The organism is Amycolatopsis melonis (assembly GCF_040064235.1).
GTDB classification, from domain to species: domain Bacteria; phylum Actinomycetota; class Actinomycetes; order Mycobacteriales; family Pseudonocardiaceae; genus Amycolatopsis; species Amycolatopsis melonis.
The window spans coordinates 85,323-98,907 of record NZ_JBDZYD010000019.1; the positions used below are offsets into that span (position 1 = coordinate 85,323).

The 13,585-nt window shown below is 73.7% G+C and carries 1 protein-coding gene and 1 pseudogene; both read right to left on the reverse strand.

The window, feature by feature from the left end; all coding sequences use genetic code 11:
* Window positions 1-58: 58 nt before the first annotated feature.
* Window positions 59-8,308: pseudogene (locus ABJI51_RS40165) on the reverse strand (type I polyketide synthase); the annotation flags it as partial.
* A gap of 25 nt (window positions 8,309-8,333) precedes the next feature.
* Window positions 8,334-13,580 (reverse strand): SDR family NAD(P)-dependent oxidoreductase, encoded by a 5,247-nt coding sequence (locus tag ABJI51_RS40170; RefSeq protein WP_348956416.1) that lies wholly within the window; start codon window positions 13,578-13,580, stop codon window positions 8,334-8,336.
* Window positions 13,581-13,585: the final 5 nt, after the last annotated feature.

Here is a 13,585-nt window from a genome sequence, read left to right on the forward strand (position 1 = left end):
AGGGTGTCTTCGTTCGCCATTTCCGGGCGTCTCCTCGGTGTGGGCCTCAGTGGACTTCTCAGTGGACTTCGAAGTCCTGGTCGATCAGGGCGAACAGCTCCTCGTCCGTGGCGGTGTCGAGGCGTTCGCCGCCCGGCTCACCGGTCTGCGGGTAGAGGGTGGCAAGCAGCACTTCCAAACGGGTTCTCAACGCCATCCGCGTCGCTTCCGCCGGTTCCGCGGCGGCCAGCCCGGCTTCGAGCTGGGCCAGCGCCGTGAGCGCCGGATCGGCCGCTTCGGCCTCCGGACGGCCCAGTTCGGCCAGGAGGAAGCCGGTGAGCACCAGCGGGTCCGGGTAGTCGAAGATCAGCGTCGCGGGCAGCTTGAGCCCGGTCGCGGCGGCCAGGTTGTTGCGCAGCTCGACCGCGCTGAGGGAGTCGAACCCGAAGTCGCCGAAGCCCCGGTCGGGGTCGACGGCGTCCGCGGACGCGTGCCCGAGCACGGCCGCGACCTGCGTCCGCACCAGGTCGAGCAGGACGGCGTGCTGCTCCTCGGCGGGCACCTCGGCCAGCCGCGCGGCCAGCGCGCCCTCCTCCGGCGCGGCCGACGGGCGGCGCGCGGCCCGGATCAGGCCGCGGAACAGCGGCGGCACCGGACCGCTGCCGATCCGCTGCCGCATGGCCGCGACGTCCAGTTCCATCGGCAGCAGCATCGGCTCGCCCAGCCCCAGTGCCGTGTCGAACAACGCGAGCGCGTCCTTCGTGGCCAGTGCGCCGAAGCCGCCGCGGTTCATCCGGCGCCGGTCGACGTCGGTGAGTTCGCCGAGCAGGCCGCTCGACTGCTCCCACAGGCCCCAGGCCAGCGACGTCGCGGGCAGGCCGCGGGCGTGCCGGTGCCGGGCGAGGGCGTCCAGGACGGCGTTGGCCGCGGCGTAGTTGGCCTGCCCGGCGTTGCCGAGCGTGCTGGCCGCCGACGAGAACAGCACGAACGCGGCCAGGTCGAGGTGCTCGGTCAGCTCGTGCAGGTGCCACGCGGCGTCCGCCTTGGGCCGCAGCACCGTGGCGAACCGCTCCGGGGTCAGCGACGCCAGGACACCGTCGTCGAGGACACCGGCGGTGTGCACCACCGCGGTCAACGGATGTTCGGCGGGGATCGTGGCCAGGAGGGCTTCGAGGGCGTCGCGGTCGGCCGCGTCGCATGCCACGACCCGCGCCCGCGCGCCGAGAGTGTCCAATTCGGACACGAGCTCGGCGATACCGGGCGCGTCCGGACCGCGACGCCCCGCAAGCACGAGGTGCCGGACACCCTTCGCGGCGAGGTGCCGGGCGAGCAGGCCGCCGAGGGTGCCGGTGCCGCCGGTGACGAGCACGGTGCCGTCGGGGTTCCACTCCGGTGCCGTCTCGTCCCCGGCCGGGACGCGGGCCAGGCGCGGCGCGAGGGTTTCCCCGTCCCGCAACAGGATCTGCGGTTCGCCGCCGGCGAGGGCGGCGAGGATCGCGGTGCCGTCGGGTTCGCCGTCGAGGTCCAGCAGCGTGAACCGGTCCGGGTTCTCCGCCTGCGCGGTTCGCACGAGGCCCCACGCGGCCGCGGCGGCTACGTCGGTGACCTCACGTTCCGCACCGCGGGTGACCACGACGAGACGGCCCGTGTCCCAGTTCTGGACCTTCTCGAGGACTTCGGTGGTGACGCTGTGGACGTCGCCACCCTTGACCGGCAGGAACGTGAAGTCCGCGGGCTCGTCCCCGGTCTTGACGACGGCTCCCGCGGTCCGCAGCGCCGCGGCCAGGGCCGGGTCGCCGAGGACGGTGCAGGTCGCTGCGGGGACGGCACCGGTCGCGGCGGGTGCCCAGTCGAGCCGGAACAGTGACCGGTGGTGCTCACGCCGTGCTTCGATGCCGGCCGCGGAGATCGCCCGCAGCAGCAGGGATTCCGCCGACGCGACCGGGCGGCCGCGGTGGTCGGCGACGGTCAGGCTGATCGTGTCCGGCCCGGCCGGTGCCAGCCGCACGCGCAGGCTCGCCGCGCCGGACGTCCGCAGTGCCACGCCGTTCCACGAGAACGGCAGGTGTCCCTGGCCCTTCGCGGTGACGAAGTCGCCGAGCCCGACGGCGTGCAGTGCGGCGTCGAGCAACGCCGGGTGCAGCCCGAACCGGACGGCGGACTCCTGCTGGGCGTCCGGCAGGACGACTTCGGCGTAGACGGCGCCGTCGAGCGACCAGGCCGCGCGCAGTCCCTGGAAGGCGGGGCCGTAGCCGAACCCGTTGTCCTGCAAGCCGTCGTAGAGCCCGGTGACGTCGATTTCCGTGGCGCCTTCCGGCGGCCAGACCTGCAGGTTTCCCGTCGGCGAGGACGCTTCGGGAGCTTCGGGCGCGAGGGTGCCGGTGGCGTGCAGGCTCCACGCTTCCTCGTCGTCGCCGGTGGCCGAGTGCAGGGTGATCGGGCGCTTGCCCGCGTCGTCGGCCGGGCCTACGAAGACCTGGATCCGGACCGCGCCCGACGGCGGGAGGATCAGCGGCGCGGCGAGGGTGAGTTCCTCGATCGCCGCGCAGCCGACCTCGTTGGCGGCGCGCAGGGCCAGCTCGACGAAGGCGGTGCCGGGCAGCAGCACGGTGTCCTGCACGGCGTGGTCGGCCAGCCACGGGTGCGTCCTGACCGACAGCGAGCCGGTGAGGACGCAGCCGCCGGTGCCGGGCAGGTCGACGGCCGCGCCGAGCAGCGGATGCTCCGCGGCGGCGAGCCCGGCGGCGGTGACGTCCCCCGCCGTCCACGACGGTTCGACCCAGAACCGGTCGCGCCGGAACGCCTGGGTCGGCAGGGTCACCGTGCGGCCGCCGCCGAGGACGGTGCCCCAGTCCGGGGTGACGCCCCGGACGTGCAGCCGGGCAAGGGCGGTCAGCGTGGTCCGGACCTCGTCGTGGCCGCTGCGCAGCACGGGGACCGCGTCGTCGACCATGGCCGCGAGCACGGCGTCCGGTCCGATCTCGACGAACGTCCGCGCGCCCTGCTCCTTCGCTGTGGCGACCGCGTCAGCGAACCGGACCGGCTCGCGAACCTGCCGCACCCAGTACTCCCCTGTTCCCTCCTCCACAGTGGACACGAACGTAATCACCGGCTCAGCCGTGGTGAGACCATCGATCGCCGCAGCGAACTCCGCCAGCATCGGATCCATCAACGCCGAATGGAACGCATGACTGGTATTGAGCCGCTTGGTCTTCGTGAACCTCGCGGCCATCTCGGTCACCGCGTCCTCCACACCGGACAACACCACTGAGTCCGGCCCGTTCACCGCCGCAATCGACACACCCTCCGGCAACGGCAGAACGTCCTCTTCGGACGCCTGCACCGCGATCATCACGCCACCTTCGGGCAGTGCCTGCATCAGCCGACCGCGGGCTGCGACCAGCGTCGCCGCGTCCTCAAGGGACAACATCCCCGCGACATGTGCTGCGGCGATCTCGCCGACCGAGTGTCCGATGACGAAGTCCGGCCGCACGCCCCACGACTCCAGCAGGCGGAACAACGCCACTTCCAGTGCAAAGATCTCCTGCTGAGCGAGCTCCGTCTGAGCCGAACCCGACAGCTCCTTCACCCGCGGATCCAGGTACGCACAGGCCGCGTCGAACGCCTCGGCATACACCGGGAACGTCTCGTACAGCTCGCGGCCCATCCCGGGACGCTGGGAACCCTGGCCGGTGAAGAGGAACGCGACCCCGCCGCTGACCGGCGAGCCCTGCACGACGGACCGGTGCACCCGGCCCTCGGCGAGCGCACCAAGGCCTTCCAGCAGCTCGTCGCGGTCCGCGGCCACCACCGCGGCCCGGTGTTCCAAGGCTGCCCGCCCGGTCGCGAGGGTCCAGGCAACATCGCCGAGCGGGAAGTCACCCATGCTCCGCAGCTTCGCGGCCTGGGCCTGCAGTCCCTCACCATCGCGCCCGGAGAGGACGAACGGAAGGACCGACCCCAAACGCCCCAATGTGGCTTTGGGTGCGTCCAACGCACCAAAGGCCACATTGGGGCGCTCTGGCGACTCCAAAATCACGTGGGCGTTCGTGCCGGAGACCCCAAACGACGAGATTCCCGCCCGTCGGGGACGCTCGCCCGCGGGCCACTCCCGGGCCTCGGTCAGCAGCTCGACCGAGCCTGAAGCCCAGTCCACGTGCGGCGTCGGGCCGTCGACGTGCAGTGTCTTCGGCAGCACGCCGTGGCGCATCGCCTGGACCACCTTGATCACCCCGGCGACACCCGCCGCGGCCTGCGTGTGGCCGATGTTCGACTTGAGCGATCCCAGGTACAGCGGCTCCGCGCGGTCCTGGCCGTAGGTCGCCAGCACCGCCTGGGCCTCGATCGGGTCGCCCAGCGTCGTGCCCGTGCCGTGCGCCTCGACGACGTCCACATCGGACGGTGACAGCCGCGCGGACGCCAGCGCCGCGCGGATCACCCGCTGCTGCGCGGGCCCGTTGGGTGCGGTCAGGCCGTTGGACGCGCCGTCGGAGTTGACCGCGGAACCGCGGACCACGGCGAGGACTTCGTGGCCGTTGCGCAGTGCGTCGGACAGCCGCTCGACCAGCAGCACGCCCGCGCCCTCCGACCAGCCGACGCCGTCGGCGGCCGCGGCGAACGACTTGCAGCGGCCGTCGGGGGCGAGGCCGCGCTGGCGGCTGAACTCGATGAACCCGGCCGGGGTGGACATCACCGTCACCCCGCCCGCCAGCGCCAGCGAGCACTCGCCGGACCGCAGTGCCTGGGCCGCCAGGTGCAGTGCCACCAGCGACGACGAACACGCCGTGTCCACGGTGAGCGCCGGGCCCTCGAAGCCGAAGGTGTAGGCGATCCGGCCGGAGACGACACTCGACGCGGTGCCGGTGCCGACGTACCCCTCGGCCTCGGCGGGGATGGTGGCCAGCAGCGAGCTGTAGTCCTGCGCCGAAATCCCGGCGAACACGCCGACCTTCGCGCCGCGCAGTCCCGTGACGTCGACGCCGGCGTGCTCGAACGCCTCCCACGACGCCTCCAGCAGCAGCCGCTGCTGCGGGTCCATGGCCAGCGCCTCGCGCGGCGAGATGCCGAAGAACCCGGCGTCGAACTCGGCGGCGCCGTCGACGAACCCGCCTTCGATCGAGTACGTCGTGCCCGGCCGGGACAGGTCGGGGTCGAACACCGCGTCGATGTCCCAGCCGCGGTCCTCCGGGAACGGCGAGATGGCGTCGGTGCCGGTGGCGACCAGCCGCCACAGGTCGTCGGGCGAGGTGACGCCGCCCGGGTAGCGGCAGCTCATGCCGATGATGGCGATCGGCTCGTCGTGCGCCACCACCGTTTCGGCGGTGACGTCGGCGCCGCTGTCGAGGAACCGGGCCAGCGCCGCCGGCGTCGGGTGGTCGAAGACGAGCGTGGCGGGCAGTTCGCGGCCGAGCGCGGTGGCCAGCAGCGTCCGCAGCTCGACGGCGGTGAGCGAGTCGAAGCCGAGTTCCTTGAACGGCCGGTCCGCGCGGATCTCGTCGGCGGTCCCGTGGCCGAGCACGACCGCGGCCTGACCGCGGACGAGGTCGGTCAGCGCCCGCAGCCGCTCGCCCGCCGGCGCCCCGGCAAGCCGCGCGGCCAGTGCACCCTGCGGCAGCTCCGGCTTCGCCGCGACCTCGACGAACCCGCCGGACCCGGTGGCCTCCAGCCAGAACCGCGACCGCTGGAACGGATAAGTCGGCAAGTCGACACGGAGAGCACCGCTCTCGGCAAAGTAGGCGGACCAGTCCGGGGTGACGCCTCGCGTGTGCAGCCGGGCCAGCGCGGCGACGGCCGACCGCACCTCGGGCCGTCCGGCACGCAGCATCGCGACGGCGGCGGCGTCCCCGGGCAGGCAGTCCTGGGCCAGCGCGCTCAGGACACCGTCCGGGCCCAGCTCGAGGAACGTCCGGACGCCTTCGGTGTGCAACGCCGCGACGCCGTCGGCGAACCGGACCGTCTCACGGACGTGCCGCACCCAGTAACCCGGGTCGGTGACCAGGCCCGGCGTCGCGAGCGCGCCCGTGACGTCGGAGACCAGCGGAATCCGCGGCTCGCTGAAGCCGATCTTGCCGACGGCCGCGCGGAAGTCGGCCAGCATCGGATCCATCAGCGCGGAATGGAAGGCGTGGCTGGTGTTGAGCCGCTTGGTCTTCGCGAACTTCGCGGCCACCTCGGCGACGGCAGCGTCCACACCGGACAGCACCACCGAGTCCGGCCCGTTCACCGCGGCAATCGAGACACCCTCCGGCAACGGCAGAACGTCCTTTTCGGACGCCTGCACGGCAATCATCACGCCACCTTCCGGCAGCGCCTGCATCAGCCGTCCACGCGCGGTCACGAGAGTCTGCGCGTCTTCCAGGGAGAACACCCCGGCGACGTGCGCGGCGGCGATCTCACCGATCGAGTGCCCGAGCAGGTACGCCGGGCGCACGCCCCAGGACTCGACGAGCCGGTACAGCGCGACTTCGACGGCGAACAGCGCGGCCTGGGCGAACTCGGTCCGGTCGAGGTCCGCGCCACCGTCGAGAACCAGGTCCCGCACCCGCGGGTCGAAGCCCGCGCAGATGTCGTCGAACGCCTTGGCGTACACCGGATACGTCTCGTACAGCTCGCGCCCCATCCCGGCGCGCTGGGAACCCTGGCCGGAGAACAGGAACGCGACTTCGCCCGCGGCCACGGCATCCCGCACGACCTCCGCAGCCGGTTCCCCGGCGGCGATCGCCTTCAGCCCGGCAACCAGATCCTCGCGGGTCTCCCCCAGCACGACCGCACGTTCGGTGAAGTGCGCGCGGTGCAGTGCCAGCGACGCGGCGAGATCCACCGGATCCGCCTCGACCTCGATCAGCTGCGAGGCCTGCGCCCGAAGTGCGCCTTCGGTCTTCCCCGAGAGCACCCACGGAACCGGCCCGCCCAAACGCCCCAATGTGGCCTTGGGTGCGTTGGGGCGCTCCGGCGACTCCAAAATCACGTGCGCGTTCGTCCCGGAGACCCCGAAAGAAGAGACCCCGGCCCGGCGCGGACGTCCCGTCTCGGGCCAGGGCTGGGCCTCCGTCAGGAGCGAAACGGCACCGGCTTCCCAGTCCACGTGCGGGGTCGGCGCGTCGACGTGCAGGGTCTTCGGGAGCACGCCGTGGCGCATCGCCTCGACCATCTTGATCACGCCGCCGACCCCGGCCGCGGCCTGTGTGTGGCCGACGTTCGACTTGAACGACCCCAGCAGCAGCGGCCGCCCGGCCGGGCGTTCCGCGCCGTACGTCGCCAGCACGGCCTGGGCCTCGATCGGGTCGCCGAGGACCGTGCCGGTGCCATGTGCCTCGACGGCGTCGACGAGATCCGACGTCAACGCGGCGTCGGCGAGCGCGGCCCGGATCACCCGCTGCTGCGCGGGCCCGTTCGGGGCGGACAGGCCGCTGCTGGCCCCGTCCTGGTTGACCGCGGTGCCGCGGACCACCGCCAGCACCGGGTGCCCGAGCCGCCGGGCGTCGGAAAGGCGTTCCACCAGCAGCATTCCGGCGCCTTCGGCCCACGCCGTGCCGTCGGCCGCCGCGGCGAAGGACTTGCAGCGCGCGTCCGGCGCCAGCCCGCGCTGGCGGCTGAACTCGATGAACCCGGTGGGCGTCACGATCATCGTGACGCCGCCCGCCAGCGCCATCGTGGTCTCGCCGCGGCGCAGCGACTGCACCGCCAGGTGCAGCGCGACCAGCGACGACGAGCACGCGGTGTCGACGGTGATCGCCGGGCCCTCGAAGCCGAAGGTGTAGGCCACCCGCCCGGAGGCGACGCTGCCCGCGTTGCCGCTGCCGAGGTAGCCCTCGACGATCTCGGGCACCGACGTCAGCCGCGCGGCGTAGTCCTGGTACATCACGCCCGCGAAGACGCCGATCTTGTGGCCGCGCACGGTCGCCGGGTCGATGCCTGCCCGCTCGAACGCCTCCCACGACGTCTCCAGCAGCAGCCGGTGCTGCGGGTCCATGGCCAGTGCCTCGCGCGGGCTGATGTCGAAGAAGCCGGGGTCGAAGTCGGCGGCGCCGGACATGAACCCGCCCTCGCGCACATACGACTTGCCGGGCACCGACGGGTCCGGGTCGTAGACGTCCTCGGCGGTCCAGCCGCGGTCGTCCGGGAACGCCGAGATCGCGTCGGTCCCGTCGGCGACCAGGCGCCACAGGTCCTCTGGCGAGGCGACCCCGCCCGGGTAGCGGCAGCTCATCCCGACGATCGCGATCGGCTCGCGGTCGCGTTCCTCCAGCTCGTGCACCCGGCCGCGAGCCTCGCGCAGGTCCTTGGCGGCCTGCTTGAGGTAGTCGCGCAGCTTCTGTTCGTTGGACATTCCGGTGGCTCCAGGCTCGGGGTGATCAGGGAATGCGCAGCTCGTCGAGTACGCCGAACAGCTCGTCGTCGGTGGCCGCGTCGATGTCGTCGGACGGCGTGGCCGCGGGCTCGTCGTTCCAGCGCGCGAGAAGTTCCTTCAGCCGCACCGTGATCGCCACGCGGTCCTCGCCGGTGAACGGCGCCAGCACGGTTTCCAGGCGGCCCAGCTCGGCCAGAGCGGGCGCGAGTGCCGGGGCGTTGTCCGTGGCGAGCCTCCCGGCGAGGAACGCCGCGAGCGCCGTGGCCGTCGGGTGGTCGAACACGAGCGTCGCCGGCAGCCGCAGCCCGGTGGCCGTCTGCAGGCGGTTGCGCAGCTCGACCGCGGTGAGCGAGTCGAACCCGAGGTCGAGGAACCCGCGGCCCGGCTCGACCGCGCCGGGGCCCGCGTGCCCGAGCACCGCCGCGGCCTGGGCCCGCACCAGGGTGAGCAGCACCCGGTCCCGTTCTTCGGGGGCCAGCCCGGCCAGCTGACGGCCGAGCGAGGCGTCGCCGGTTCCCGCCCGCCGCACCGGCGTGCGGACCAGGCCGCGCAGCAGTGGCGGCACGCCCTGGTCGCCGCGGACGCGCAGATCGAGCTGGACCGGCACGACCACCGGCTCTTCGGTCGCCAGCGCCAGGTCGAACGCGGCGAGGCCGTCCTCGGCGGTGAACGCGCGGGAACCGCTGCGGCGCAGACGGTCCAAACCGGACGCACCGAGCGTGCCGGTCAGCTCGCTGGTGTCCGCCCACAGACCCCAGGCCAGCGACTGCGCGGGCAGGCCATGGGCCCGCCGGTGCCGGGCCAGCGCGTCGAGATAGGCGTTCGCGGCGGCGTAGTTGCCCTGCCCTGGCGTGCCGAACGTGCCCGCGGCCGAGGAGAACAGCACGAACGCCGTCAGGTCGCGGGTCAGCTCGTGCAGGTGCCGGGCAGCGTCCACTTTGGCCCGCAGCACAGCGTCGAGACGTTGCGGTGTCAGGGTTTCGACGACGCCGTCGTCCAGCGTCCCCGCCGTGTGGACGACGGCGGTGAGGTCCGGGATGTCGTCGAGGACTTCGGCCAGCCGAGCGCGGTCGGCGACGTCGCACGCGACCACGGTCACCTCCGCGCCCAGCGCGGTCAGCCCGGACACGACGTCCGCGGCGCCCGGGGCGGCGTAGCCGCGGCGGCTCACCAGCACGAGCCGCTTGACGCCGCCGCGCGCGAGGTGCCCGGCCACGAGCCTGCCGAGGGTCCCGGTTCCGCCGGTGATCAGCACGCTGCCGTCGAACGACGGCAGTGCCGCAGGTTCGGCGGGCACCGGCACCAGCCGCGGCACGTGGATCTGTCCGTTGTGGACGGACAGCTGGTTCTCGCCGGCGGCGGGTACCACGGCTCGCGGGTCGTCGTCCGGGTTTTCCAGGTCGAGCAGGACGAACCGGTCCGGGTGCTCGGCCTGCGCCGAGCGCACCAGGCCCCACACCGCCGCCGCGGTGACGTCGGGGTCGTCGGCGGTCGCGCCGGACGTCACGACCACGAGCGGCCGTTCCTCGCCGAGCGCCGCCTGGAGCCGGGCCAGCACCGCGCCCAGGACGTCGCGGACGTCGCCGACGGGAACGGCGAAGTACTCGGCGTCCAGCGGCTCGGCCGGACCACCGGGCAGCGGCACCCAGTCGACGCGGAACAGCGGGCCGGACCGCCGCGCGGCCCGCATCTGACCAGGCACGACGGGCCGTGAGGTGAGCGCGTCGATCTGCGCGACCGGCGCGCCGGACTCGTCGGCGACCTCGACCGTCAGCGTCTCCGGACCGGACGGCGCGAGCCGCACGCGCAGCGCGGTCGCGCCCGCGGCGTGCAGCCGGACGCCGGACCACGAGAACGGCAGCCGCCCGGTGCCCTCGGAGTTGAGCGAGCCGAGCGCGACGGCGTGCAGGGCCGCGTCGAGCAGCGCCGGGTGGACGCCGAACCGCTGGGCTTCGCCGTGGTGCTCGCGCGGCAGCGCCACCTCGGCGAACACCTCCTCGCCGCGCCGCCAGACGGCCTTGAGCCCCTGGAACACCGGCCCGTAGGCGAAGCCGCGCTCGGCGGCCTGGCCGTAGACGTCGCCGAGCGGCACCGGCTCGGCGTCCGACGGCGGCCACAGCGCGAGCCCGGGTGCCGGGACGGTCTCCCCCGGTGCGGCGAACCCGGCCGCGTGCCGCGTCCACTCGCCGAGCAGGTCGTCCTCCGGCCGCGAGTCCAGCGCGACCGCCCGGCGGCCGTCCTCGCCAGGGCCGCCGACGGTGAGCCGGATGCGGACCGCGCCGTCCGGCGGCAGCACGAGCGGCGCTTCCAGGGCCAGCTCCTCCACCTCGGCGCAGCCGGCTTCGGCCGCGGCGTGCAGCGCGAGTTCGACGAACGCCGTGCCTGCCAGCAGGACCGTGCCGTGCACGGCGTGCTCGGCCAGCCACGGGTGCGAGCGCAGGGAAAGCCGTCCGGTGAACAGGAATCCGCCGTCGTCGGGCAGCTCGACGGCCGCCCCGAGCAGCGGGTGCCCGGCCTCGGCGAGACCCGCGGAACCGAGGTCGGCCACCGCGGTCCCGGCGGGGAGCCAGTAGTACTCGCCCTCGAACGGATACGTCGGCAGCGCAACGGTGGTGGCGCCGTCGAACGCCTTCGCCCAGCCGGCCGGGACGCCGCGCACGAACGCCTCGGCGACCGAGCGCAGCAACCGCGCCGGGCCGCCGTCGTCGCGGCGCAGCGAGCCGACGGCGACGACCTCGCGGCCGGCGTCCTCTGCCGTCTCCTGCACGGCCGTGGCCAGCACCGGGTGCGGGCTGCACTCGACGAACACGCCGTGGCCGTCGGCGAGCAGCGCGCGCGTGGCCTGCTCGAACTCGACGGTCTGGCGCAGGTTGCAGTACCAGTAGCCGGCGTCGAGCTGGGTGGTGTCGGCCGGGCGGCCGGTGACGGTCGAGTAGAACGGCAGGTCGCCGGCCTGCGGCCGCACCGGGGCAAGGACTTCCAGCAGCCGCTCTTCGATGGCTTCGACCTGCTCGGAGTGCGACGCGTAGTCGACCGGGATGCGCCGCGCGCGGACCCCGTCGGCCGCGCAGTTTTCGAGGAACGCGTCAAGGGCTCCGGGCGTCCCGGAGACGACGACGGAGTTGGCGCCGTTGGCCGCGGCGATCGCCAGCCCGGTGCCCTCGATGCGTTCGGTGACCACGGCGACCGGCAAGGCCACCGAGACCATGCCACCGCCCCCGGCGAGGCTCGCCAGCTCCCGGCTGCGCATGGCGACGACCCGCGCGGCGTCCTCCAGCGACAACGCCCCGGCGACGCAGGCCGCGGCGATCTCGCCCTGGCTGTGGCCCAGGACGGCCGCGGGCTCGACACCGCGGTCACGCCACACCGCGGCCAGGGACACCATCACCGCCCACAGCGCGGGCTGGACGACGTCGACCCGCTGCAGCGCGGCGTCGTCGGACAGGACGTCGAGGAGCTTCCAGTCCACAAAGGACGACAAGGCGTCGGCACACTCGCGCATCCGGGCGGCGAACACCGGTTCGGTGCCGAGGAGTTCCTGCCCCATCCCGGTCCACTGTGAACCCTGCCCGGGGAAGACGAAGACCACACCACTGCCGCCCGACGGCGTCCCCTGGACGACCGCCGGGTCCGGCTCTCCCGCGGCCAGCGCGGCCAGCCCGCGCCGCAGCTCGTCCCCGGACCCGAGGACGACGGCGCGGTGCTCCAGCACGGTCCGGGTGGTGGCCAGCGAGAACCCGATGTCCGCCGGATCGCCGTCCACCTCGGCCAGCTGAGCTGCCCGCGCCCGCAACGCACTTTCGGTCTTGCCCGAGAGCACCCACGGCACCACCCCCGGCACGGCAGCCGTCGTCCGGGCCTCAGCTTCGGGTGCCTCCTCCAGGATGACGTGCGCGTTCGTCCCGGAGACCCCGAAGGAGGAGACTCCGGCGCGGCGCACCCGCGAACCACCGGGCCACGGCCGGGACTCGGTCAGCAGCGACACCGCCCCCGAGTCCCAGTCGATGTGCGGGGACGGCGCGTCGACGTGCATCGTCTTCGGCAGTACGCCGTGCCGCAGCGCCTCCACCATCTTGAGCACACCCGCCACGCCCGAGGCTGCCTGCGCGTGCCCGATGTTCGACTTGACCGAGCCGAGCCACAGCGGGTCCCCGGCGCGGGACTGCCCGTACGTCGCCAGCAGCGCCTGCGCCTCGATCGGGTCGCCCAGCTCGGTGCCGGTGCCGTGCGCCTCGACGACGTCCACCTCGGCCGGGGTGAGCCGCGCGTCGGCCAGTGCCCGGCGGATGACCCGCCGCTGGGCCGGGCCGCTCGGCGCGGACAGGCCGTTGGACGCGCCGTCCTGGTTGATCGCCGAGCCGCGGATGACCGCCAGTACCTCGCGTCCCTTCGCGACCGCGTCGGACAGCCGTTCCAGCAGCACGATTCCCGCGCCTTCGGCCAGGCCCATGCCGTCGGCGGCGGCCGCGAACGCCTTGCACCGGCCGTCCGGGGCGACCCCGCGCTGGCGGCTGAACTCGATCAGCACGGCCGGGGTCGACATCACCGTCACCCCGCCGGCCAGCGCCATCGAGCACTCGCCGCGCCGCAGCGCCTGGACTGCCAGGTGCAGGGCCACCAGCGACGACGAACACGCCGTGTCGACGGTGACGGCCGGGCCCTCCAGGCCGAGGGTGTAGGCGATCCGTCCGGAAAGGACACTGCCGGCCTTGCCGGTCACCAGGTGCCCTTCGACACCCTCGGGTGCGGCCTGCATCGCGCCGCCGTAGTCGGAGAAGCCGCCGCCGACGAACACCCCGGCAGGCTCCCCGCGCATCGACACCGGGTCGATGCCCGCGGTCTCGAACGCCTCCCAGCCGACCTCCAGCAGCAGCCGCTGCTGCGGGTCCATGGCCAGTGCCTCGCGCGGGCTGATCGAGAAGAACCCCGCGTCGAACTTCCCGGCGTCGCGGTGGAAGCCGCCGCCCCTGGCGTAGGTCGTACCCGGGTTGTCCGGGTCGGGGTCGTACAGCGCCTCGACGTCCCAGCCGCGCTCGGCGGGGAACTCCCCGACCGCGTCCCCGCCCTCGGCGACCAGCCGCCAGAGGTCCGCGGCCGACCGGACGCCACCCGGGTACCGGCAGCCGGTGCCCACGACGGCGATCGGCTCGTGGGCCCGGTCCTCCAGCTCGGCCAGCCGCTGCCGGGTGTCGCGCAGGTCGGTGGTGGCCCAGCGGAGGTACTCCCGCAGCTTGCCTTCGGGGGTGTCCATGGTGG

Excerpts from the sequence above, each read along its gene's own strand:
- ABJI51_RS40170 (WP_348956416.1), bottom strand. The coding sequence starts at position 13,580 with ATGGACACCCCCGAAGGCAAGCTGCGGGAGTACCTCCGCTGGGCCACC.